Annotated in this window: 19 protein-coding genes and 1 rRNA gene; 14 read left to right on the top strand and 6 right to left on the bottom strand. The window is 71.8% G+C overall.

All coding sequences use genetic code 11. From position 1 onward, the window contains the following. Positions 1–45: 45 nt before the first annotated feature. Positions 46–1,062, top strand: coding sequence for a glycosyltransferase family 2 protein (locus tag ACTRO_RS27070; protein WP_034267513.1), 1,017 nt, complete (start codon positions 46–48; stop codon positions 1,060–1,062). A 5-nt stretch (positions 1,063–1,067) separates the two neighbouring features. Here ACTRO_RS27070 and ACTRO_RS27075 read toward each other — a convergent pair whose 3' ends face one another. Then, positions 1,068–1,814 carry a TIGR03089 family protein gene (locus tag ACTRO_RS27075; RefSeq protein ID WP_157436467.1) on the bottom strand — a complete coding sequence of 249 codons (747 nt, stop codon included), beginning with the start codon at positions 1,812–1,814 and terminating at the stop codon, positions 1,068–1,070. A 147-nt stretch (positions 1,815–1,961) separates the two neighbouring features. Between ACTRO_RS27075 and manB the strand changes: the two genes are divergently transcribed. Further along, positions 1,962–3,059 carry a mannose-1-phosphate guanylyltransferase gene (manB, locus tag ACTRO_RS27080; RefSeq protein ID WP_034267518.1) on the top strand — a complete coding sequence of 366 codons (1,098 nt, stop codon included), beginning with the start codon at positions 1,962–1,964 and terminating at the stop codon, positions 3,057–3,059. A gap of 121 nt (positions 3,060–3,180) precedes the next feature. Next, positions 3,181–4,047 carry a DNA-3-methyladenine glycosylase family protein gene (locus ACTRO_RS27085; RefSeq protein WP_157436468.1) on the top strand — a complete coding sequence of 289 codons (867 nt, stop codon included), beginning with the start codon at positions 3,181–3,183 and terminating at the stop codon, positions 4,045–4,047. 5 nt (positions 4,048–4,052) lie between these two features. On the opposite strand, the gene ACTRO_RS27090 is transcribed toward ACTRO_RS27085, so the two are convergent. Genes ACTRO_RS27090 through ACTRO_RS27100 form a run of 3 tightly spaced genes read right to left on the bottom strand, consistent with a single transcriptional unit; the run spans position 4,053 to position 6,774 of the window. Beyond that, positions 4,053–5,396, bottom strand: a complete 1,344-nt coding sequence (locus tag ACTRO_RS27090) for a coenzyme F420-0:L-glutamate ligase (RefSeq protein WP_051451459.1) — start codon at positions 5,394–5,396, stop codon at positions 4,053–4,055. Continuing rightward, complete coding sequence (gene cofD / locus ACTRO_RS27095; RefSeq protein WP_034267521.1) at positions 5,393–6,364, bottom strand: 2-phospho-L-lactate transferase; 972 nt, start codon at positions 6,362–6,364, stop codon at positions 5,393–5,395. Before cofD ends, ACTRO_RS27090 begins: the two co-directional genes overlap by 4 nt. 32 nt (positions 6,365–6,396) lie before the next feature. Continuing rightward, a complete protein-coding gene (locus ACTRO_RS27100; RefSeq protein ID WP_034267524.1) occupies positions 6,397–6,774 on the bottom strand; it encodes a hypothetical protein in 378 nt (125 codons plus the stop codon). 587 nt (positions 6,775–7,361) lie between these two features. Here ACTRO_RS27100 and ACTRO_RS27105 point away from each other — a divergent pair. From ACTRO_RS27105 to ACTRO_RS27115, 3 genes are all read left to right on the top strand, one after another. Further along, the gene (locus ACTRO_RS27105) at positions 7,362–7,619 is read left to right on the top strand and encodes a WhiB family transcriptional regulator (protein ID WP_034267527.1); all 258 of its coding nucleotides are present in this window, start codon (positions 7,362–7,364) and stop codon (positions 7,617–7,619) included. A 229-nt stretch (positions 7,620–7,848) separates the two neighbouring features. Then, entirely contained in the window at positions 7,849–11,985 is a 4,137-nt protein-coding gene (locus ACTRO_RS27110; protein WP_051451460.1) for a glycosyltransferase, read from the top strand. Beyond that, positions 11,982–13,565 carry a DUF5719 family protein gene (locus tag ACTRO_RS27115; protein ID WP_157436469.1) on the top strand — a complete coding sequence of 528 codons (1,584 nt, stop codon included), beginning with the start codon at positions 11,982–11,984 and terminating at the stop codon, positions 13,563–13,565. Before ACTRO_RS27110 ends, ACTRO_RS27115 begins: the two co-directional genes overlap by 4 nt. An 81-nt stretch (positions 13,566–13,646) precedes the next feature. On the opposite strand, the gene ACTRO_RS27120 is transcribed toward ACTRO_RS27115, so the two are convergent. After that, positions 13,647–14,102, bottom strand: coding sequence for a metallopeptidase family protein (locus ACTRO_RS27120; protein ID WP_034267534.1), 456 nt, complete (start codon positions 14,100–14,102; stop codon positions 13,647–13,649). 168 nt (positions 14,103–14,270) lie between these two features. Here ACTRO_RS27120 and ACTRO_RS27125 point away from each other — a divergent pair, with 168 nt between their 5' ends. The 6 genes from ACTRO_RS27125 to ahcY all read left to right on the top strand — a co-directional run bounded on the left by ACTRO_RS27125 (position 14,271) and on the right by ahcY (position 19,419). Beyond that, positions 14,271–14,675, top strand: coding sequence for a DUF3499 domain-containing protein (locus ACTRO_RS27125; RefSeq protein ID WP_051451461.1), 405 nt, complete (start codon positions 14,271–14,273; stop codon positions 14,673–14,675). Between the two features lie 46 nt (positions 14,676–14,721). Next, positions 14,722–16,116 carry a phosphomannomutase/phosphoglucomutase gene (locus tag ACTRO_RS27130; protein ID WP_034267537.1) on the top strand — a complete coding sequence of 465 codons (1,395 nt, stop codon included), beginning with the start codon at positions 14,722–14,724 and terminating at the stop codon, positions 16,114–16,116. A gap of 5 nt (positions 16,117–16,121) precedes the next feature. Beyond that, positions 16,122–16,304, top strand: coding sequence for a Trm112 family protein (locus ACTRO_RS27135; protein ID WP_034267540.1), 183 nt, complete (start codon positions 16,122–16,124; stop codon positions 16,302–16,304). Positions 16,305–16,309: 5 nt separating this feature from the next. Next, positions 16,310–17,446 (top strand): SIS domain-containing protein, encoded by a 1,137-nt coding sequence (locus tag ACTRO_RS27140; RefSeq protein ID WP_051451462.1) that lies wholly within the window; start codon positions 16,310–16,312, stop codon positions 17,444–17,446. Positions 17,447–17,573: 127 nt separating this feature from the next. Beyond that, positions 17,574–17,870, top strand: a complete 297-nt coding sequence (locus ACTRO_RS27145; protein WP_051451463.1) for a WXG100 family type VII secretion target — start codon at positions 17,574–17,576, stop codon at positions 17,868–17,870. A 97-nt stretch (positions 17,871–17,967) separates the two neighbouring features. After that, a complete protein-coding gene (ahcY, locus tag ACTRO_RS27150) occupies positions 17,968–19,419 on the top strand; it encodes an adenosylhomocysteinase (RefSeq protein ID WP_034267542.1) in 1,452 nt (483 codons plus the stop codon). Here ahcY and ACTRO_RS27155 read toward each other — a convergent pair. Then, a complete protein-coding gene (locus ACTRO_RS27155; protein WP_157436471.1) occupies positions 19,331–20,200 on the bottom strand; it encodes an RDD family protein in 870 nt (289 codons plus the stop codon). The two genes, ahcY and ACTRO_RS27155, sit on opposite strands and share 89 nt — an antisense overlap. Before the next feature lie 95 nt (positions 20,201–20,295). Here ACTRO_RS27155 and ACTRO_RS27160 point away from each other — a divergent pair, with 95 nt between their 5' ends. Then, a complete protein-coding gene (locus tag ACTRO_RS27160) occupies positions 20,296–21,300 on the top strand; it encodes a stage II sporulation protein M (RefSeq protein ID WP_034276970.1) in 1,005 nt (334 codons plus the stop codon). A 454-nt stretch (positions 21,301–21,754) separates the two neighbouring features. Beyond that, positions 21,755–23,281: ribosomal RNA gene (locus tag ACTRO_RS27165) — 16S ribosomal RNA — on the top strand. Positions 23,282–23,303: the final 22 nt, after the last annotated feature.

Genomic DNA, 23,303 nt, shown 5'->3' on the forward strand with positions numbered 1-23,303 from the left:
GGGGATGGCCCGCGGGCGCCTCGGCCCGGTAGGGTCCGAGGCGCCATGGAAGAGAACGCACATCTGATCCCGCCCCCCTCGATCTCCGTGATCATGCCGGTGCTCAACGAGGAACGCCACCTGGCCGAGGCGGTCGCGCACATCCTGAGCCAGGACTATCCCGGCGAGGTCGAACTCGTCATCGCGCTCGGACCGTCGAAGGACCGCACCGACGAGATCGCGGCCGGGCTGTGCGCCGCGGATCCCCGGGTGCGCACGGTGCCCAATCCGACCGGCAGGACGCCCGCCGGGCTCAACGCCGCGATCGCGGCGAGCCGGCACGAGGTGGTCGTCCGGGTGGACGGGCACGGCCTGCTGGCCCCGGGCTATCTGCGCACGGCGGTGCGGCTGCTGGCCGAGACCGGCGCGGCGAACGTCGGCGGCGTGATGCACGCCGAGGGGCAGAGCGTGTTCGAACGCGCCGTCGCGGTCGCGATGACCTCGAAACTGGGTGTGGGCAACGCGAAGTTCCACACCGGCGGCGCGGCCGGCCCGGCCGAGACGGTGTACCTGGGCGTCTTCCGCCGCGAGGTGCTGGAGAAGCGGCACGGCTACAACGAGGCCTTCATCCGGGCCCAGGACTGGGAGCTGAACCACCGCATCCGCGAGGAAGGCGGCCTGGTCTACTTCTCACCCGAGCTGCACGTGACCTACCGGCCGCGGCCGAGTGTGCGGACCCTCGCCAGGCAGTACTTCGACTACGGCCGCTGGCGGCGCGTCGTGATGCGCACGCACGCGGGCACGGCCAGTCTGCGCTACCTCGCCCCGCCGATCGCCGTGCTCGCGATCCTGCTCGGGACGGTGCTGGGGCTGATCTCCTTCGCCACCGTGCCGTGGCTGGCGGCCGGGTTCGCGCCGCTGATCGGCTACGTGCTCGGGACCGTCGTCGGCTCGCTGCAGGAGACGCGCGGGCAGGACGTCGGGGTCAGGGCGCGTCTGCCGCTTGTGTTGGCGACGATGCACTTCTCCTGGGGCTGGGGCTTTCTGACCTCGCCGAAGTCGCTCTACCGCTCGACGCTCTGAGGGGCCTAGACCCGCTCGGCCCGCTCGATCTCGGCCAGCCGGTCCAGCTCCGCGTCCTCGCCCCCGCGGGTGAGCACGACCGAGCCGCCGGCGGCCAAGGGCGCGTACAGCCAGTCGATCAGGCCGGCCGCGTCGGCGGAGGTGCGCTCGGTGGCGATCAGCACACGAGCACCGGCCGAGTACTTCGGCGCGGCCTGCTCGAGCAGTTGCCGATGCGTCAGGCTCTCGCCGTCGGCCGTCGTCAGTGCGGGGGCGTCGGCGTCGGGCGGGTCCAGCGGCGCGAACCGGTCGCCGTGCATGCGGACCTCGGCCACGTAGTCGAGGAAGCCCTTAGGCACCTCGGCGAACGGACGGCCGAGCGGCAGCAGGGACAGCGCGTAACGCTCGCCCTGGCAGGCCCGGGCGTAGTCGAGCTCCGCCTCGTCCGGGCCGGACACCGCGAACCGGGCGCGGGCGGCGTCGCCCCAGGGGGAGACGACCGCAGAGCACAGCAGCGGCGCCAGCGCCCAGACCGCCGTCATCCAGTGCGGCCGCGCGGCCAGCAGGAACCTGCTGCCCGGATCGGCCATCAGCTCGTCCTGGATCAGGTTGCCGGTCTTCGAGACCCAGTTGTCCATCGTCGCGTACGACAGCTCGACCCGTTCCCCGGTGCCGAAGTCGTGGTAGGTCAGGAACGGACGCGGGCCGCTGCCGGCCACCCGGGAACGCCAGAGCGCGGACAGATCGCCGTCTGGTGCCGAAGCCATTGCCATGCGCCCAGCCTACCGAGGGTCCGCGGCACGATCCGGCGCGGCGGGGTCGCAGCCATCAGCTAGTGTTCAGTTCCAACCAGGTCTTTGTTCACCGTCAGCCGTAATCATGGGCCGGAACGACGCCCCGACTAGGAAGAACTTCGTACCGTGTCTGAAGCGATCATGCTGGTCGGGGGCAAGGGAACCCGGCTGCGCCCGCTCACCGTCAACACGCCGAAGCCGATGCTCGAGGTCGCCGGCGTCCCCTTCCTCAGCCACATGCTCAGCCGGGCGAAGGCGGCCGGGATCACCCGGATCGTGTTCGCCACGGCGTACAAGCCCGAGGTGTTCGAGGAGTACTACGGGGACGGCTCGCGCTTCGGCTTGGAGATGGAGTACGTCCAGGAGGTCGAGCCGCTCGACACCGGCGGCGCCATCCGCAACGTGGCCGACCGCCTGCGCAGCGGCCCGGACGAGCCGGTGATGATCTTCAACTCCGACATCCTGTCCGGCATGGACCTCGGCGCGCTGCTGGCCCAGCACGCGGCCCGCGCCGCCGACGTCACCCTGCACCTGACCAAGGTGTCCGACCCGCGCGCGTTCGGCCTGGTGCCCACCGACCAGGACGGCTGGGTCACCGCGTTCCGGGAGAAGCCGCAGCGCCCCGAGGACATCGTGACCGACCAGATCAACGCCGGCTGCTACGTCTTCCGCCGCGAGATCATCGACGGGATCCCGGCCGGGCGCCGGGTCTCGGTGGAGCGCGAGACCTTCCCCGGCCTGCTGGCGGCGGGCGCGAAGGTGCTCGGCGTGGTGGAGCAGAGCTACTGGCTCGACCTCGGCACTCCGGCCGCGTTCGTGCGCGGCTCGGCGGACCTGGTGCTCGGCGCGATCAGCTCCCCGGCCGTGCCCGCCTCCACCTGCCCGAGCCACCCGGAGGCGCTCGTGCTCGAGGCGGCCGAGGTGGCCGAGTCGGCGAAGCTGGGCGGCGGGACCACGGTCGGCCGCGGCGCGCGGGTCGCCGAGCAGGCGGCGGTGTACGGCACGGTGCTCGGCGCGGGCTCGTCGATCGGCGAGGGGGCGGTGCTGCGCGACTCGATCGTGGGGCGCGGTGCCCGGGTCGGCGCGGGCACGGTGCTCGAGGGCGCGGTCGTGGGCGACGGCGCGAGTGTCGGCGCCGGCAACGAACTGCTCGCGGGCGTGCGCGTGTCCTGCGACGCCGTCATCCCGGATTCGGCCGTGCGCTTCAGCCACGACCCGAGCTGAGCGGACGGGCCAGGGCATCCACCACAAGACTCTGCTTCCGGTTCAGCGCGCCGCCGCGGCGCCGGAGGCCCTCGTCGAGACGGGGACCGGCGCGGACGGCGCCTCGGTCACCGTCTCCGGCGTGCCCGCGCAGATCGCCCGGACGCTGCGGATGCAGCGGCACGGCGCGGCCGACCCGACCCACCGGGTCGAGTACGGGCCCGATGACGGTCCGGTCCGCGCGGTCTGGCGCACGGCGCTGACCCCGCGCGGCCCGGGCACCTTGCGGGTGCGCGTTCCGGCGGGCGGCGAGGTGGAGCTGACGGCCTGGGGGCCGGGGGCGGCCTGGCTGCTCGAGCAGGGTCCTGCCCTGCTCGGGGCGCATGACGACCTCGCCGGGTTCGCCGAGCTGGCGGCCTCGCACCCGCTGCTGGCCGAGGCGCATCGGCGCCGGCCGGAGTTCCGGCTCTCCCGCTGCGGGCAGGTGCTGCAGTCGCTGATCCCCTCGATCCTCGAGCAGAAGGTCACCACCACCTCCGCGCACGACGCGTGGCGCCGGCTGGTCCACCGCTACGGCACCCCGGCGCCCGGACCGGAGTCGATGCCGCGCGGCCTGCGGATACCGCCGACGCCGCGGGCCTGGATGCTGATCCCGTCCTGGGAGTGGCGGCGCGCCGAAGTGGACGGCAAGCGCGCCGAGACCGTCATCCGGGCCTGCCAGCGCTCGGCCGCGATCGAGCGGCTGGCCGCCTTGCCGGTGGAGGAGGCGGCGGCCAGGCTCCAGACGATCCAGGGCATCGGGCCGTGGACCGCCGCCGAGACGCTCCAGCGCAGCCACGGCGCGGCCGACCTGGTCAGCGTCGGCGACCTGCATCTGCCCCGGCTGATCTGCGGGATCCTCGGCACGCCGGGGGACCGGCGGTACGACGACGCGAAGATGATGGCGCTGCTCGAGCCCTTCGCCCCGCACCGGCAACGCGCCGTCAGACTGCTGCTGCAGCGTCGGTAGAGCCCCTAACGCCTGATCAGGAACCCCTCCACCGGCCGCGGCGGACGCTCGCTCGCCGGCGCCGCCGGATGGCCGACCGCGACGCAGCCCATCGGGTCCCAGTGCTCCGGCAGGTCCAGCACCCTGCGCACGGTCTGCCGGCAGAAGATCGACGAGGAGATCCAGGCCGAGCCGAGGCCTTCGACGGCCAGGGTGACCAGCAGGTTCTCGATCGCGGCGCCGGTGGAGACGAGGAACATCTCGCGTTCGAAGCCGTTGCGCCGGGCATCCGGATAGGTGTGCGAGCCCTCCATCGTCAGACAGGGCACGAGCAGCACCGGCGCGCCGCGCAGCACGTCGCCGCGGCGGGTGCGCCGGACGATCGCGGCCTCGCTGAACCCGTCCGCGCGCAGGTCGGCGACCCAGTCCTCGAGCATCGCGTCGAGCAGCCGCTTCTGCGTATCCAGGGTGCGCACCTCGACGAAGCTCCACGGCGTGGTGTGGTGCGGCGCCGGAGCGGTGATCGCGGCGGCCACCGCGCGGGCCACCGCCTCCTCGGCCACCGGCTCGTCGGTGAACGACCTGATGGTGCGTCGGCCGGAGACCGCCTCGGCCCGGCCGGCCGCGCGCGCCTCGGCTGTGCCGAGTGAGAACAGGTCCTGCTCGCTCGGACGCAGCAGCACCTTGGCACCCGGGCCCGGGTCCTCGGACACCAGCGTGGACAGGCCGCGCACCACCGCCACCGGCACGCCGCCGAGCTTGCCCTTGACCAGTTCGCCGGCCGAGGCCAGCTCGTCGGCCAGCGCCGTGACCGTCACCGCGAGCTCGTTGCCGTGCGAGTCCCGGACGCCGCGCAGGTCGTGAACCGGCGTCAGATACGCCGCGCCGATGGCCTGGTCGACCAGCCCGGCCCGCCAGACCCGGCCGAAGGTGTCCGACACGATCACCCCGACCCGCGCGCCGTGGCGTCGGGCGAGGGCGTCGGACAGCTCGCGGGCGCTTCGGTCCGGGTCCTCGGGCAGCAGCAGCACCGTGCCCGGCTCGGTGTTCGAGGCGTCCACCCCGGCCGCGGCCATGACCAGGCCGAGCCGGTTCTCCACGATCCGCAGCTTGTCCCGCCGGGCGACCAGGCGCACGCTCTCCTCGTCGATCGCGGCCTCGCGGTCCGCGGCGTGGCGCACCCGGTTCTCCGCCTTGGAGACGATCTTCGAGGTGACCACCAGGATGTCGCCGTCGATCAGGCCGGGTCCGGGCCCGGCCGTGAGCGCGGCGCCGATCAACGCGGCCAGGTCGTCGCCGGGGCGCACCTCGGGCAGGCCCGGCACGGGCAGGACGCTGATAACCGCGGCGGTGCTGTCGGTGTCGGTCATGCGGCCAGCTCCGCCGCGAACGCCAGCGCGGTGCGGGCCATCGCCGCGGTCGCCTCCTGATCCGTCATCAGCAACGGGATCGCCTGACAACGGATGCCCTCCTGCTCCACCTTGGCCACGTGCGCGGCGTCGGCGTCGTGCACCAGCCAGCCGTCGAGCAGGTCGGCGCCGAGGTACTCGGCCACCGCGGACGGACTGGTCTGTACGCCGACCGCGGCCAGCACCTTGTCCGCCATGCCGCGCACCGGGGCGTCGCCGATGATGGGGGAGAGCCCGACCACCGGCGCCTGAACCCGCGTCAGCGCGCCCCGGATGCCGCCGTCCGGCGAGCCCGCGCCCACCGCCAGGATCGCGCCGATGGAGACCACCGGGTTCGACGGCGGCAGCAGCACCACGTCGGCCGCCGCGATGGCCTCGAGCACGCCCGGCCCCGGCTTCGCCTCGTCGGCGCCGACGAACACGATCTCCCGCGCGGCCGGCGCGTGCAGCCGCACCCAGTACTCCTGGAAGTGCACGGCGCGGCGGCCGTCCTCGTCCTCGAGCACCACGTGGGTCTCGGCGCGGTCGTCGGTGGCCGGCAGCAGCCGCACCCCCGGCTTCCACCGCGCGCACAGCGCCTCGGTGACGGCGGAGAGCGGGTATCCGGCCTCGAGCATCTGCGTGCGCACCAGGTGGGTGGCGATGTCCTTGTCCCCGAGGGTGAACCAGTCCGGGCCCACGCCGTACTCGGCCAGCTCCCGGGCCACCCCGAAGCTCTCCTCGTCGCGCCCCCAGCGCTGCTCCGGGTGGATGCCGCCGCCGAGCGTGTACATCACCGTGTCCAGGTCCGCGCAGACGCGCAGGCCGTGCAGGGTGATGTCGTCGCCGACGTTGCCGATCACCGTCACCTCGGCGTCCGGCGCCGCCACGAGCAGACCCTCGAGGAAGCGCGCCCCGCCGACGCCGCCGGCCAGCACCGTGATCTTCATTCCGCTGGTGTTCACGGTTCGAGCTTAGAGCTTCAGCTTTCCGGGGCGGTCTCCACCACCACGTAGAGGCCCGGCCCGGCGGCGGCCACGGCGCGCGGACGGTCCGAGGGGGCGAGCACGAGCACGCCCTCCGCGCCGGCCCGGTGCACCCGCGCGCGGGTGCCGGGGGGCAGCAGGTACGAGGTGGCGAGCGCGATCAGCTCGTCGTCCTCGGCCACGGCGTAGCCGACGGCGGCCATCTGCGCGGCCAGTCCGGCGGCGAGCGCCGCGGCCGCCCGGCCGAGCTGCGCCGAGCTCGGGGCGGGGGCCCGCCCCGGACCGAGCTGCGGATGCGGCCTGGCGTCGTGCAGCACGGCGGCGAGGTCGGGGGTGATGGTGGGTGCGGCTGCGGCGAAGGTCTGCGCGGACATGCGCTCGTGGTCCCGTCTGGAGTGGCCGGTGTCTGCGGACGATCCCGTCCGCGCCAGTGGCCGGACGGGTCAGCTACAGCGGCGACAACAGCTGTGCAGGGTCACGGCGGGCATGCTCGCGTGGCGCGTCGGCCGACTGGCCGCGCGTCCGGCGAAAAGGGCATACCGCTCGCTCATGATGCGTCGAGACTAGCACGCGGCGTAGCCGGTCCGGGCGCGTCGCGGACTGAGCGCTCCGCGCCGAACGGGGAACAGACAAATGGTTGTTCACTCGTATGGGTGCAATTGATCCCGGCAAGGCCTTTCGACCCGGCCTTCCGCGCCCGTCACGGCGCCGCAGGTGGCGCCGGACCTTCGCCAGGCCGGGCGGGCGGTCCCCGGCTGCTCCCTCCGAGTGAATAAGGCCTCCGCTATCAGATCGCGGCTTGACGCCCTGGGAACGACGCGCGTGTAATTTCCCTCAGACCACCGGATTGTGACGACCCGTCACCAAGCGTGGTTCCTTCAGGGCGGGTGCCGCGCGGCGGCGCCGGGCGGGCACCGGCCCGGAGCGCGACGAGCACGGACGAGGACGGGAGGCGAGGACGATGACCGAGGTCTTCCCGCTGTTCGGCGGTTTCGACGAGGAGATCAGCTGGCAGGAGCGCGCCCTGTGCGCGCAGACCGATCCGGAGTCCTTCTTCCCGGAGAAGGGCGGCTCCACCCGCGAGGCCAAGCGGGTCTGCCTGGCCTGCGAGGTCAAGGCCGAGTGCCTGGAGTACGCGCTCGCGCACGACGAGCGGTTCGGCATCTGGGGCGGCCTGTCGGAACGCGAACGCCGGCGGCTGAAGAAGAAGGCCGCGTAGCACGGCGGACGAGAGACGGGCCCGGCGCGGCGGCCGGCCCGTCCATCCGCGGGTGCCGACGTCGATGTCCGGGTTTGGTCACGGGCACACGTCGGATATCGCGCTGAACCGGGACAATATTCTCGGCCCGGCCCCGGTTTCCGGGTTCTTCTACTAGGGTGGGGCAACCGCCGCTCCGCGCGGATCGCGCGCGGCGGGGTGTCAACCGCCGTCGAGACCCGGGCCTCGCATGTCACAGTTCGCACCGCCACCACCCTCCCTCGCGTACGCCGCCAACCCGCACGAGGCGCTGCGCCGGCACGTCGTCACGGCCGTCCTGGTCAGCCACGACGGGGAACGGTGGCTGCCCACCGTGCTCGAGGCGCTGCTCGGGCAGCAGCGCCCGGTCCAGCGCATCGTCGCCGTGGACACCTCCTCCCGAGACCGCTCCACCGACCTGCTGCGCCAGGCGCTCGGTCCGGACGCGGTGCTCGAGCGCAAGCGCTCCTCCGGCTACGGCTCGGCCGTCGCCTTCGGGCTGAAGAACTCCGCGCCGGTCGCCTACGACGAGTTCGGCTACGACGCCGAGCCGCCGGTGGAGTGGGTCTGGCTGCTGCACGACGACTCCGCGCCCTCGGCCGACTGCCTCGGCCAGCTGCTGCTCACGGCCGAGGAGTACGCCCAGGCGCACCCGCAGGAGCAGGTCGCCGTCGTCGGGCCCAAGGTGCACGGCTGGTACGACAAGCGCCAGCTGCTCGAGGTCGGCGTCAGCGTGGCCAGCAACGGCCGGCGCTGGACCGGCCTGGAGCGCGGCGAGCACGACCAGGGCCAGTACGACGAAGTACGTCCGGTGCTCTCGGTCGGCTCGGCCGGCATGCTGGTGCGCCGGGACGTGTGGGACGAGCTCAAGGGCTTCGACCGGGCGGTCTCGCTCTTCCGCGACGACCTCGACTTCTGCTGGCGGGCCAACAACGCCGGGTACAAGGTGCTGGTCGCCCCCGAGGCGGTGATCCGGCACGCCGAGGCCGCGGCCCGGGAACGGCGCCGGGTGGACGCCGGCCCGAACCGCCCGCACCTGCTCGACCGGGCGCACGCGCTCTACACCGTCTCGGTCAACCGGCCCAGCCTGTTCTGGCCGTTCCTGTACCTGCGGCTGCTGGCCGGCACCTTCTTCCGGGTGCTCGGCCACCTGATCGCGAAGAGCCCGGGCAAGGCCTCGGACGAGTTCCTGGCCATGCTCGGCTTCGCCACCCGGCCGGACCGGATACTGCGGGGCCGCGCGGCCCGGCGCAGGCATCGCGAGGCTGACCCGCTCGAGGTGGCGCAGCTGCTGCCGCCGCGCTGGGCCCTGACCCGGGCCGCGATCGACTCCATCTGGACCCAGGTCCGCGGCGACGCCGCCCTCGACGGCGGGGTCACCGCCTCCCGGCACGGCTCGGTGGAGTCCGGACCGGTCTCCGAGGAGTCCGAGTCGCTCGAGACCGACTCCCTCGCCGTCATCAAGAAGCTGCTGCGCCAGCCGATCATCGCGGTCGGCCTCGGCCTGGCCGCGATCGCGCTGATCGCCGGACGCAGCCTGCTGTTCGGCGGCACCCTGGCCGGCGGCGCGCTGCTGCCCACCCCCGCCGGCGCCTCGGACCTGTGGCACGAGTACCTCGCCGGCTGGCACGGCGTGGGCCTGGGCACCAACTCGTCCGCCCCGGCCTACATCGGCCTGGTCGCGCTGCTGGCCACGATCCTGCTCGGCAAGGCCAGCCTGGCCGTGCTGGTGCTGCTGCTCGGCTCGGTCCCGCTGGCCGGCCTGAGTGCCTCCTACGCCTTCCGCCGGGTCACCGGCTCGCACGTGCTGCGCCTGTGGGGCGGCTACGCCTACGGCCTGCTGGCCGTCTCGCTCGGCGCGGTGTCCGGCGGCCGGCTCGGTTCCGCGGTCGCCGTCGCCCTGCTCCCGCTCATCGTCACCAGCGCCGCCAACGCGATCGGCGGCCCGGGCCGGGCCGGCTCCACCCGCTCGGCCTGGACCTGCGCCTTCCTGCTCACCCTGGCCACCGCGTTCGCGCCGGTGGTGTGGCTGCTCGCGGCCGTGGTGGGCGCGATCTCGCTGGTCTCGGTCGGCTGGCGGGCCCGGGCGAACGTGATCGTGGTGGCGATCCGGATGGCGATCATCCTGGCCACCCCGATGGTGGTGCTCGCGCCCTGGTCGCTGACCCTGCTGCGCAAGCCCAGCGGCTTCCTGGTCGAGGTCGGCGCGTCCGGCTTCAACCTGAACTCGCCGGTGTCCAAGCCGATCGGCCTGCTGCTCGGCGACCCGGGCGGCCCCGGCACCTACCCGTACTGGTTCGGCGCGGGCCTGCTGCTCACGGCGCTGGCCGCGCTGCTGCGCGGCACCCGCCGCCGGGTGGTGATCGCGGCCTGGATGCTCACGCTGCTCGGCTTCGTCTCCGCCCTCATGCTCACCCGCACCACGGTCGCCCCGATCGGCGCCGGCGTCGGCGTGGTGCCGTGGCCGGGCGTGTCCACCGCACTGCTCGGCTTCGGCCTGATCACCGCGACCGTGGTCGGCGCGGAGGGCGCGCGCGAGCGGATCGCCGGCGCCGAGTTCGGCTGGCGCCAGCCGCTGACCGTGCTGGTCACCGGCGCCGCGGTGCTCGCCCCGGCCGCGGCCGGGGTCTGGTGGCTCATCCACGGCGCGCAGAACCCGATCAGCCGGATCAACGCCGGCCTGCCGCAGTACCTCGCGGCCGAGGACCTCGGCCCGAGCCAGGTGCGCACCCTGACGCTCACCGGCGGCGCCGACGGCACCGTCGCCTACTCCATCGCGCGCGGCTCCGGCCCTTACCTCGGCCTCGCCGACATCCACCCGGACGCGGCCGACGCGGCTAGGCTCGACACCCTGGTCGGACAGCTGCTCTCCGGCAGCGGCGGAGACACGGCGCAGCAGCTGACCGAACTGGGCATCGCCTACGTCTGGGCCTCGTCCTCGGTGCCGACCGGCGTCGAGCACGCGCTCAGCTCCACCTCCGGGCTGACCGAGCAGGCGCTGGGCGCCGGCGGCACCTCGGCGGGCTCGGAGTACTGGCAGGTCAACGGCACAGTCGGCCGGGTCATGCTGCAGGACGCCAAGGGCGGCGCGATCACGCTGGCCTACCAGTGCGCCGGCACCAAGCCCACCGGCTCGAACACCGCCTGCGCCCAGGACGTGACCGCTTCGGTGCAGGTCGCCGGGGGCGCGACCGGCCGGGTGCTGGTGCTGGCCGAGCAGGCGGACGGCGGCTGGACCGCCAAGGAGAACGGCCAGAGCCTGACCCGGGTCTCGCAGGCGGACGGCCTCGAGGCCTGGTCGGTCCCGGCCGACGCGGGCACGATCGTGATCGGCTACCAGTCCTACACGCACTCGATCTACCTGCTCATCGAGGCCCTGGCCTTCGCCGCCGCGATGATCATGGCGCTGCCGTTCGGCCGTCGTCCGGAGGACCAGCCGGACGAGGAGGACGAATACGCCGAGGCCGCCGAGGAGGCCGCGGCCGACGCGCTGGCGGGCCGGCGCTCCCGGACCCGCGCCGCCGAGGAGCCGGAGCCGGCCGCGCAGCCGGAGCCCGAGCCGGAGTTCGCCGAGCCGCTGCCGACGCGCGAGCGCCGGCGCGAGCCGGAGCCGAGTGTCCCGATGCCGGCCCAGGCGCAGGCCCCGGCGGCGGAGAGCTACCAGCCGACGGGTTATCAGGACGAGTACGGCTACGAAGAAGAGCAGCAGTACTCGGAGAGCGGCTCCTACCAGGCGCCGGTCTACGAGACCGCGCAGGCCTTCATCGAGCCCGAGCAGTACGGCAGCGGCGGGTACGCGACCGGCGAGCACGGCGGCTACGAGCAGCCGGGCGCCGGATACGGCTACGAGCAGCAGCAGTACCAGCAGGGCCAGTACGAGCAGTCCGGTTCCTACGAGCAGTCCGGTTCCTACGAGCAGTCGGGTTCGTATGACCAGTCCGGCTCTTATGAGCAGTCGGGCTCGTATGACCAGTCCGGTTCGTACGAACAGCCTGGGACTTACGAGCAGCCTGGGACTTATGAGCAGCCGGGCGCCTACGAGCAGCCGCAGCAGCAGTACGAGGCCTACGAGCCCTACGCGCAGCAGCCCGGCTACGGCGGCGAGGGCTACGGCTACGACTCCGCGGCGCCGTACCAGCCCGCGGCGTTGCCGCAGCAGGACTACGGCGACCAGTCGGCCTACGACCCCTACGCCGAGCCGTATCCGCAGCAGAACCAGCAGGGCTATCCGGAACAGTACGGCGAGCAGCCGGCCCAGCAGGCCGAGCAGTATCCGGAGTTCGACCAGTATCCGGCCGGATACGGCCAGTCCGAGCAGCAGTACGGTCAGGAAGGGTGGGGCCGGTGAGCGAGAACCAACCCAAGCAGAGCCGGCTCGGCCCGGTGGCCGGTGTCGGCCGCCGGATCCAGGTGGCCGGCTTCGTGATCGTCGCCCTGGTGGCGGGCCTCGGCTACGGCTACGCCAAGCCGGCCGCCTCCGCACCGGTGGCGCACACGTCGCACGGCGCGACCACCAGCCCGGTCAACACCGCCGAGGTGATCTGCCCGGTGGTCAAGGACAGCGCCGACACCAACGTGGGCGTCTTCACGCCCACCACGGTCACCGCCTCCGGCACCGGCTCCGCCACCGTCAGCCAGCTCTCCCAGCTCGGCGGCACCGGCAAGCCCAAGACCATCCTCACCGTCGGCAAGCCGGGCGCGCTGGTCGGCACCGCGCAGAGCCTCAACGGCGGGGTCACCGGCAGTGTGGACGAGCTCTCCGACCCGGTCGTGGCCAGGGTCACCGGGCCGAACGCGCCGGGATTCACCGTCACCGAGTCGACCGTCCCCGGGCCGCAGGTCGAGAGCGGGGCGGCCTCGGAGAACTGCGGCAGCCCGGACACCGACTTCTGGTTCACCGGCCTGGGCGGCAGCAAGAGCGAGTTCTCCCTGCTCAACATGGTCGACGCGGACTCGATCCCGGCGAGCGTGAACGTCACCGTCTACTCCGGGAACGGCCAGCTGGCCGGCAACGGCGCCACCGCCCTGCAGGGCCTGACGATCACCGCCGGCTCGCAGGTCCAGGAGCTGATCTCGAACATCGCACAGAACCAGACCGCGCCGTACGTGGTGCACGTGGTGGCCACCGTCGGCCGGGTGGCCGCGGCCGTGGTCGACTACGACAGCGACGGCGCCGGCCGCGACTTCATCGGCTCGCAGAAGGCCGCCACCTCGCTCGTCATGCCGGGCATCCCGCAGGCCGAGGACAACGAGAAGATCGAGCTGAGCCTGCTCTCCCCGAACGCCCCCGCCACGATCGTGCTGCGCTGGGTGGGCCAGTCCACCATCGTCCCGGCCACCGGCACCTTCTCCGGCGTGCTGGAGCAGGGCAAGGTGGCGTCGGTGGATCTGAGCTCGGTCGCCAATGCCGGGGAGTACGCGGCGCTGGCGGTGTGCGGCTCCGCCAGCGCCACGAACCAGTGCCTGCCGGTCACCGGCAGCAACGGGCCGATCGACATCGTCGGCGAGGTCAAGATCGCCCAGTCCGACAGCTCGGGCAAGGACGTCGCGTACATCACCCCGGTCTCCGCGCTCAGCGGCGACGGTGTGGTCGCGCACAACCTGACCAGCTCGGTGCTCACGCTCACCAACACCGGCTCGAGCGCCGCGACGGTGAAGGTCACCCAGACTCCGAACAGCAAGTCGCCGGCGCCGGTCACCAACACCTACACGGTCAAGCCGGGCGCGACCCTGGGCCAGAGCCTGACCATGCCGAAGGGCGCCACCGACTACGCGCTGACCGTCACCCCCGTCAGCGGCACCGTGTACGCGGCCCGGATCGGCGGCAGCGGCCACCAGCTGACCATCCAGTCGCTGAGCACGGCCGCGGAGACGGTGACCATCCCCACGGTCGACCAGGACGTGTCCGGACTGGTGCCGCAGAACTGAAGCCCCGCGCCGCGCAGGCCTCCGAGGTCTGCGCCCGCCTGACGGCCCGTCCAGCTCCCGCTGACGGGCCGTCGGCGCGTCTCAGTCCACGTCCGACTCCGGGTCGATGACCTCAGGGTCCAGCCCGAGCAGCTCGGCCACCTGCTCCACCACGACTTCGTACACCAGCGGGACCAGCTCCGCCTGCGTCGCCGCCCGCACCTCCGTCGGCCGGCGGTAGACCACGATCCGGTCCGGCTCCCCGCGCGCGGCCCGGATCGCCCGGCCCAGCGGCACCGGGTCGGCCGACCAGTACTCCGCCCCTGGCGGCGGCACCTGCTCCACCGCGAACTCCACCGCGGCCAGCTGCGGCCAGCGCTGCTCCAGCCGCTCCACCGCGTCCAGGACCAGGTCGTCGAACTTCTCCGCCCGGGTCAGGCTGAGCGGGAGCTCGGCCGGCGCCAGCGGCCCGCGCAGGCCGCGTCCACGCCGGTCACGCGTCTTGCGCCGGCGCGGCTGGCTCGGCGGCGGCGTGGCTGATCCCGACTTACTGTGCACGCCACCGACAGTAATACACCGGACGCGGCTGGGCTCCCGCCATTACCCCGGATCCTGCGTGAGCGGGGCCGCGGGGGCCCGCCGGCGGGGCCCGCCCAGGGCCCGGGCGCGAGAACGACGGGCGCGGCGTATGGCCGCCCGGCCCCGTATCGCAATACACTCGCGCACGTGAGTCTTGTCCGTCGCTGTTCGCGCACCGCCTGTGGTCGCCAGGCGGTGGCCACGCTGACCTACGTCTATGCGGACTCGACCGCGGTCCTCGGACCACTGGCCACCTTCGCCGAGCCGCACTGCTACGACCTGTGCGCCGAGCACTCCGAGCGCCTCACCGCGCCGCGCGGCTGGCAGATCGTCAGACTCTCCCCGCCCGAGACCGGACGGCGCGCCCCGTCCACCGACGACCTCGAGGCGCTCGCCATCGCCGTGCGCGAGGCGGCGCGCGCCCCCGAACCCGCGCCCCCCGCCCCGGAACCGGGCGTGCGGGTGGTGCGCCAGGGCGACAAGCCGCCGCGCCGTGGACATCTGCGCCCGGTGGACGACTCGGACGGCCCGGCGTACTCGGCCAACCGGTAGGCTCTGCCGGGACGGACCAGCGCAGAACGAAACGGAGCCCACCCACGTGACAGCCCCGCACCCGACCGCCGGCGACCTGACCCACGTCGTGAAGGCGTACGACATCCGCGCCCTCGTTCCCGAGCAGCTCGACGAGACCATCGCCACCGCACTCGGCGCCGCGTTCGTCCGCGTGGTCGGCGCCGAGGCGATCACCATCGGCTGGGACATGCGCCCGTCCTCCCCGACCCTGGCTGACGCGTTCGCCCGCGGAGCCGCGGCCCAGGGCGCCGACGTGGTCAAGATCGGCCTGGCCTCGACCGACGAGCTCTACTTCGCCTCCGGCCACCTCGACCTGCCCGGCGCGATGTTCACCGCGAGCCACAACCCGGCCAAGTACAACGGGATCAAGATGTGCCGGGCCGGCGCCGCGCCGGTCGGCCAGGACACCGGCCTCGAGGACATCCGCGCCCTCGCCGCCCGCGAGCTCGCCGCCCCCGGCACCGTGCTGGTCCCGGCGGAGAAGCAGGGCTCGATCACCGAGCGCGACCTGCTCACGGCGTACGCGGCGCACCTGCGCTCGCTGGTCGACCTGACCGAGATCCGCCCGCTCAAGGTCGTGGTGGACGCGGCCAACGGCATGGGCGGGCACACCGTGCCGACCGTCTTCCACGGCCTGCCGCTCGACCTGGTCCCGATGTACTTCGAGCTCGACGGCACCTTCCCGAACCACGAGGCCAACCCGCTGGACCCGAAGAACCTGGTCGACCTGCAGGCCAAGGTGACCGAGACCGGAGCCGACCTCGGCCTGGCCTTCGACGGCGACGCGGACCGCTGCTTCATCGTGGACGAGCGCGGCGAGCCGGTCTCCCCGTCCGCGATCACCGCGCTGGTGGCCACCCGCGAACTGGCCAAGCACCCGGGCGCCACCGTCATCCACAACCTGATCACCTCTCAGGCGGTGCCGGAGATCGTGCGCGAGCACGGCGGCGTCCCGGTGCGCACCCGGGTCGGGCACTCGTTCATCAAGCAGGAGATGGCCGTCACCGGCGCCGTCTTCGGCGGCGAGCACTCCGCGCACTACTACTTCGCCGACTTCTGGAAGGCCGACACCGGGATGCTGGCCGCGATGCACGTGCTCGCGGCCCTCGGCGGCCAGGAGCAGCCGCTGTCCGAGCTCACCGCCGTGTTCGAGCGCTACCACGCCTCCGGCGAGATCAACAGCCAGGTGGCCGACCAGGCCGGGCGCACCGCCGCGGTGCGTTCCGCGTTCGCCGACCGGCCCGGCGTGAGCATCGACGACCTCGACGGGATGACCGTGGCCGGCGACGGCTGGTGGTTCAATCTGCGGCCGTCCAACACCGAACCGCTGCTGCGCCTGAACATCGAGGCGCGCTCCACCGACGAGGTCGCCGCCGTGCGCGACGAGGTCCTCGCCATCGTCCGTCTCCCGGAGGCCTGAACACCATGAGCACCCTGATCGAGCCCGCCCTGCTGGAGATCCTGGCCTGCCCGGCCTGCCACTGCCCGCTGCGCGAGGACGCGGAGGCGAGCGAGCTGGTGTGCACCGACCCGGCCTGCGCGCTGGCCTACCCGGTCCGCGACCACATCCCGGTGCTGCTGATCGACGAGGCCAGGAAGGCCGCGTAAGCACGGTGAGCGCCGACCCCGAGGAGCTGCTGGGCGACCCGCGGCTGGTGGAGCAGGCCGACCACGGCGGCACGCTGCGCCTGGTCGCGATGGGCGGGGCCCGGATCCGGCGCGCGGCGGCGCTGCGCGAGCTGGACCCGGCCGCCGACGAGGCGCTGCGCGCGCTCGCCGCGGAGGGCCGTCCGCGGGCCCTGGTGCTGCTCGGCTACGGCACCGGGGCGACCGTGGCCGGGCTGGTGGCCGCGGTCGCCGGCCCCGGCGCGAACGTGCCGATCCAGTCCGTGCCCGGGCCCTCGCTGCCCGGCTGGATAGGGTCGCTCGACCTGGTCGTGGTGGCCTCCACCACCGGCCGCTCCCCGGAGATCGCCGCCGCGCTGACCGAGGCCGTGCGCCGGGGCTGCCGCTGCGTCGTGGTGGCCCCGCCCGCCTCGCCGATCGGCCGGCTCGCCGCGGACAGCCGCGCCGCGCTGCTGCCGATGGCGGACGAGGCGGCGCCGGTCTGGGCCCGGCTCTGGTCGGTGGCGGTCCCGGTGCTGCTGGTGCTCGAGGCCGCCGGGGTGCTGCCCGCGCAGTCGTACGAGGCCGCCGCGGCCGCCGCGGACGACGCCGCGGTGCGCTTCCGGCCGAGCCAGGAGACCTTCGTCAACCCCGCCAAGGAGATCGCGCTGCGCTGCGCCGAGCATCCGGTGGCGGTCTGGGCCGGCGGCCTGGTGGCCATGGTCGCGGCCAACCGGCTGGCCGACCTCGCCGCGCTGCGGGCCGGGCGACCGGTGCTGCACGCCGCGCTGCCCGACCTCGGGCGCGGCCAGCTCGGCCTGCTCGACGGCCCGGCCGCGGCGGACACGGCAGACCTCTTCTACGACCCGGACGTCGACGGTCCCCGCGGCGGGGGCGCGAACCCCGCGTTCGTGCTGCTGGCCGAGGAGGGCGTGGATCCGCGCACCTCGGTGGTGGAGGCGATGCTGACCGACCACGGCCTTCCGCTGACCACGGTGACGGCGCAACAGCCGCGTCCGCTCGAGCGGGCGGCGTACCTGATCGCGTTGGCCGACTTCGCCGGCTGCTACCTCGCCGCGGCCGTGCAGGCGGGCCCGGACCAGGGGCGATCCATCGAGGAATACCGCGTGCGCACCGCCCAGTGAGCCGGCCGGGACCGGGTCGCGCGCGGCCCCAACGATGCGGTAACACGTGGTCGAATCAGGACACGATTGCGTTAGAATTCTAGGCGGGACGCCATCGGGGGCGCCCGCGGATCCTGGGGGCCAGGACATGGCGAGCGGAACGGTGCACGTCGGCTTCGGCGACATGCAGGACGCGGCGGCCGCGGTCGGCGCGGCGAACCGGGCTGTCCAAGTCGAACTCGACGACCTCTACCGGATGCTGGCCCCGATCGTCGCCAACTGGAGCGGTGACGCGTCCGAGAGCTTCCAGTACCAGCACCAGGTCTGGGTGAAGGCCGCCGACGACCTCAACTCCGTGCTCTCGCACATCGCCGTGCTGCTGCAGGACTCCCACGCCGCCTACACCCAGGCGGAGGCGGACACCGCCGCGCTGTGGAGTGAATGATTTCCCAGCTCCCCCCTTCCGGCTGACGCGGCGTCACCAGGGAGATTAGACTCGCTCTGCGTAGTGCCCTGCCTACTTCCGTGGAGGAACGGTCGCGATGACCCAGCTTGGCGTGTTGTCCGATTTCAAGGTGCGGGATCTCTCGCTGGCCGAGTTCGGCCGCAAGGAGATCACCCTGGCCGAGCATGAGATGCCGGGCCTGATGGCGGTGCGCCGGGAGTATGCCCAGGAGCGGCCGCTGGCCGGGGCCCGGGTCACCGGTTCGCTGCACATGACCGTGCAGACCGCGGTGCTGATCGAGACGCTGGTCGCCCTCGGCGCCCAGGTCCGCTGGGCCTCGTGCAACATCTTCTCCACCCAGGACCACGCCGCCGCGGCGATCGCGGTCGGCCCCGAGGGTACCGCCGAGAACCCGTCCGGCGTGCCGGTCTTCGCCTGGAAGGGCGAGAGCCTGGAAGAGTACTGGTGGTGCACCGAGCAGGCGCTGACCTGGCCGGACGGCGAGGGCCCGAACATGATCCTGGACGACGGCGGGGACGCGACGCTGTTCGTGCACAAGGGCGCCGAGTACGAGGCGGCCGGCCTGATCCCGGCGCCGCGCGAAGAGGACTCGGACGAGTGGCGGGTGATCCTCGAGACGCTGCGCGCCTCCTTCGCCGCCGACCCGCGCAAGTGGACGCGGGTGGCCGAGTCCATCCGCGGCGTCACCGAGGAGACCACCACCGGCGTGCACCGGCTCTACGAGATGGCCCGGGCCGGCAGCCTGCGCTTCCCGGCGATCAACGTGAACGACGCGGTGACCAAGTCCAAGTTCGACAACAAGTACGGCTGCCGCCACTCCCTGATCGACGGGATCAACCGCGCCACCGACGTGCTGATCGGCGGCAAGGTCGCGGTCGTGTGCGGGTACGGCGACGTCGGCAAGGGCTGCGCCGAGTCGCTGCGCGGCCAGGGCGCCCGGGTGATCGTCACCGAGATCGACCCGATCTGCGCGCTGCAGGCGGCGATGGACGGCTACCAGGTGGCCACGCTCGAGGACGTCGTCGAGATCGGCGACATCTTCGTCACCTGCACCGGCAACCGGGACATCATCATGGCCGAGCACATGGCCCGGATGAAGCACCAGGCGATCGTGGGCAACATCGGGCACTTCGACAACGAGATCGACATGGCCGGGCTCGGCCGCATCCCCGGGATCGTGCGCACCGAGGTCAAGCCGCAGGTGCACACGTGGGAGTTCACGGACGGCCACAACGTGATCATCCTGTCCGAGGGGCGGCTGCTGAACCTGGGCAACGCGACCGGGCACCCCTCGTTCGTGATGTCGAACTCGTTCGCCAACCAGGTGCTGGCGCAGATCGAGCTGTTCACGAAGCCGGACAACTACCCGGTCGGGGTCTACACCCTGCCCAAGCAGCTCGACGAGCACGTCGCCCGGCTGCACCTGGACGCGCTCGGGGTCAGGCTGACCAAGCTGACCGAGCGCCAGGCCGCCTACCTCGGAATCCCGGCCGACGGTCCGTATAAGCCGGACTCTTACCGTTACTGAGCAGCTCCCTGCGATACCGCTCCGCCGTCACCGCGACCAGGTACTGGTACGGCGCGACCCCCGGCGGCGGAGCGGGCGTGACGTAGCCGGCCACCTGGCGGGAGAGCTGGTCGGTCAGCTCCGCGGCCGCGGCGCGGTCGAGTTCGAACACGCGGGAGATCAGCTGCCGGGCCGCGAGGATCAGGCCCGGCGGCACGTCCTGCACCCGGGCCCCGGCGGCCCACATGCTCAGCGCCGGATTGGGCGGCATCGGCAGCGTGCCGGCGCCGCCCTCGGTGCGTTCGCGCACGACGATGGTGCCGGCCAGCAGATCGCCGATCCGCCGCCCCTGCCGGGAGCAGGCCACCGCGGCCGCACCGGGCAGGCCGAAGAGCACGATGTCGGGAAGGCCGCTGACCAGTGCGTTGCCCAGGCTGAGCGGCAGGCCGATGTCCGCGAACAGCAGGGTCAGCGCGCGCACCAGGGCGTGCCGGAAGCGCTCAGGGCCGCCGTCCAGCCGGACCACGCGCAGCCCGGCGGCGAGCTTGCCGACCGAGCGGCCGGAGCTCACCGTCTCGTTGAAGAGCGGGTAGCCGACGACGACCACGATGAAGACGACGATCCGCATCGCCGACGTGGTGTCCGCCGACGCGCCGGCCAGCACGGCCGAGCAGACGATGACGCAGACCACGTAGACGACCAGCATCAGCACCGCGTCGAGCAGCAGCGCCATGGCCCGGCCCGCCAGCCGGGCGGGGCGCAGCTCGAGGGCGACGCCTTCGGCAACCACCAGTTCGGACACGCGGATCCCCACCCTTGCCACTCGATTCAGGTGGGGACCAAACTACGGCACCGACACCCTGGCTCGGAACAGCGCTGCGCCGATAGCGTGTGCGCGTGGACATCGACGCGTTCGTGGCGCGCAACGCTCCGAAATGGAACCGGCTCAGCCGGCTGACCCGGCAGCGCCGGCTGACCGTGGGCGAAGCCGACGAGCTGCTGGCGTTGCATCAGGCCACCGCGCGCGACCTGTCCCTGGTCCGCTCGCAGCTGCCGGACGCGGAGATGGTCGGGCGCCTGTCCGGCACGCTCGCCGCGTCCCGCGCCGCGTTGACCGCGCCGCGGGTGGCGCGCTGGGCGGTCGTAGGGGACTTCTTCACCACGAAGCTCCCGGCCGCGCTCTACCGGGCCCGCTGGTGGTGGGGTCTGACCACGTTGATCTCACTGGTCGTCATCCTGGCGATCGGCGTCTGGCTGGCCCACGACCCGAGCGCGCGCAACCAGCTGGCGATGCCCGACGACGTGCGTCAGCTGACCGAGCCGGGCGGAGCGTTCGAGACCTACTACCGGTCCGCGCCGGCCAAGGACTTCGCCTTCCACGTGTGGACGAACAACTTCTTCATCAGCTGGGAGTGCCTGTTCTCCGGCATCCTGCTCGGGCTGCCGGTACTGCCGGTGCTGCTGGCCAACTGCGCGAGCGTCTCGGTCGACGGCGCGTTCATGGTCGACGCCGGACGCGGTGACGTTTTCTTCTCGCTGATCCTGCCGCACGGCATGCTGGAGCTGACGTCCGTGTTCGTGGCCGCGGGGGTGGGGCTCAAGCTCGGCTGGACCATCATCGCGCCGGGCGCGCGATCCCGGGTGGCCGCGCTGCAGCAGGAGGGCCGGATCGCCGGCGTCATCGCGATCGGCCTGGTGCTGACGCTCGGCTGCTCGGGCCTGATCGAGGCGTTCGTGACGCCCTCCGGGCTGCCGACCGCGGCCCGCATCGGGGTGGGCGCGCTGGCCGAGCTCGGCTTCCTTTCGTATGTTTTCATCGCCGGCCGGCGGGCCTTTCGCAACGGCGAGATCGGGGACGTCAGCGTGATCGACCAGGTCGCCGAGGTCCCGGCGGTCGCCTGACCCGATCCGGGTACGCCCGCGCCGCAGTCGAACTGACGCCGCATCACCTGCCGATTAGCCAGATCGGTCCCCCGTGGTGCATACTTTCAAACATCGCCGCGAACGACAGGCCGGAAGGTCTGAAGCTCGGGCCGCTTGACTCGAGAGAGTCGGATGGCTAAGGTGGAAGGGTTGCGGTCAAGCGGGACGCGGCGCCGAGGTCCAAAAGCAACAGCTTAGGGCCGAAGCGAGCGGAGCGCAAGAGCCAAGATCAAGTTGTGGTAGAGTTACCGCAGCGAAAACAACGCGGAAAGCGGAAACACCGGTCGGCGATACTGACGCAAGTCAGCGAACGGCGAGTGTGTCTGTTTCTTGAGAACTCAACAGTGTGTCATTTGTTTACGATGCCAATAGTTTTGAATTGGCTAGTATATCCCGACCCCCGTCGGGATGTTTAGCCAGGTCATTGAATTCTTTTTTGGAGAGTTTGATCCTGGCTCAGGACGAACGCTGGCGGCGTGCTTAACACATGCAAGTCGAACGATGATCCGGTTTCGGCCGGGGATTAGTGGCGAACGGGTGAGTAACACGTGGGCAACCTGCCCTCCACTCTGGGATAACTCCGGGAAACCGGGGCTAATACCGGATATGACCTGGGGTCGCATGGCCTTGGGTGGAAAGTTTTTCGGTGGAGGATGGGCCCGCGGCCTATCAGCTTGTTGGTGGGGTGATGGCCTACCAAGGCGGTGACGGGTAGCCGGCCTGAGAGGGCGACCGGCCACACTGGGACTGAGACACGGCCCAGACTCCTGCGGGAGGCAGCAGTGGGGAATATTGCGCAATGGGCGGAAGCCTGACGCAGCGACGCCGCGTGAGGGATGACGGCCTTCGGGTTGTAAACCTCTTTCAGCAGGGACCAAGGGTGACTGAGTGTACCTGCAGAAGAAGCACCGGCTAACTACGTGCCAGCAGCCGCGGTAATACGTAGGGTGCGAGCGTTGTCCGGATTTATTGGGCGTAAAGGGCTCGTAGGCGGCCTGTCGCGTCGGGAGTGAAAGCCCACTGCTTAACGGTGGGTCTGCTTCCGGTACGGGCGGGCTAGAGTATGGCAGGGGAGACTGGAATTCCTGGTGTAGCGGTGGAATGCGCAGATATCAGGAGGAACACCGGTGGCGAAGGCGGGTCTCTGGGCCATTACTGACGCTGAGGAGCGAAAGCGTGGGGAGCGAACAGGATTAGATACCCTGGTAGTCCACGCCGTAAACGTTGGGCGCTAGGTGTGGGGACTGTTTCCACGGTCTCCGTGCCGGAGCTAACGCATTAAGCGCCCCGCCTGGGGAGTACGGCCGCAAGGCTAAAACTCAAAGGAATTGACGGGGGCCCGCACAAGCGGCGGAGCATGCGGCTTAATTCGATGCAACGCGAAGAACCTTACCAGGGCTTGACATGCACGGTGCACCTCTAGAGATAGAGGGTCCTTTGGGGTCGTGCACAGGTGGTGCATGGTTGTCGTCAGCTCGTGTCGTGAGATGTTGGGTTAAGTCCCGCAACGAGCGCAACCCTCGTCCTGTATTGCCAGCAGCATCTTCGGATGGCTGGGGACTTGCGGGAGACTGCCGGGGTCAACTCGGAGGAAGGTGGGGACGACGTCAAATCATCATGCCCCTTATGTCCTGGGCTGCACGCATGCTACAATGGCCGGTACAGAGGGCTGCGATACCGTGAGGTGGAGCGAATCCCGTAAAGCCGGTCTCAGTTCGGATCGGGGTCTGCAACTCGACCCCGTGAAGTCGGAGTCGCTAGTAATCGCAGATCAGCAACGCTGCGGTGAATACGTTCCCGGGCCTTGTACACACCGCCCGTCACGTCACGAAAGTCGGTAACACCCGAAGCCCATGGCCCAACCCTTTTAGGGAGGGAGTGGTCGAAGGTGGGACTGGCGATTGGGACGAAGTCGTAACAAGGTAGCCGTACCGGAAGGTGCGGCTGGATCACCTCCTTTCTAAGGAGCTTCTCGCCCAGGT

This window comes from Actinospica robiniae DSM 44927 (genome assembly GCF_000504285.1).
In the GTDB taxonomy this organism is placed as follows: Bacteria; Actinomycetota; Actinomycetes; order Streptomycetales; family Catenulisporaceae; genus Actinospica; species Actinospica robiniae.

Coding starts and splice junctions, on each gene's coding strand:
- ahcY (WP_034267542.1), top strand. CDS start 17,968: ATGACCCAGCTTGGCGTGTTGTCCGATTTCAAGGTGCGGGATCTCTCG.
- ACTRO_RS27090 (WP_051451459.1), bottom strand. CDS start 5,396: ATGACCGACACCGACAGCACCGCCGCGGTTATCAGCGTCCTGCCCGTG.
- ACTRO_RS27135 (WP_034267540.1), top strand. CDS start 16,122: ATGAGCACCCTGATCGAGCCCGCCCTGCTGGAGATCCTGGCCTGCCCG.
- ACTRO_RS27100 (WP_034267524.1), bottom strand. CDS start 6,774: ATGTCCGCGCAGACCTTCGCCGCAGCCGCACCCACCATCACCCCCGAC.
- cofD (WP_034267521.1), bottom strand. CDS start 6,364: ATGAAGATCACGGTGCTGGCCGGCGGCGTCGGCGGGGCGCGCTTCCTC.
- ACTRO_RS27110 (WP_051451460.1), top strand. CDS start 7,849: ATGTCACAGTTCGCACCGCCACCACCCTCCCTCGCGTACGCCGCCAAC.
- ACTRO_RS27105 (WP_034267527.1), top strand. CDS start 7,362: ATGACCGAGGTCTTCCCGCTGTTCGGCGGTTTCGACGAGGAGATCAGC.
- ACTRO_RS27145 (WP_051451463.1), top strand. CDS start 17,574: ATGGCGAGCGGAACGGTGCACGTCGGCTTCGGCGACATGCAGGACGCG.
- ACTRO_RS27075 (WP_157436467.1), bottom strand. CDS start 1,814: ATGGCAATGGCTTCGGCACCAGACGGCGATCTGTCCGCGCTCTGGCGT.
- ACTRO_RS27070 (WP_034267513.1), top strand. CDS start 46: ATGGAAGAGAACGCACATCTGATCCCGCCCCCCTCGATCTCCGTGATC.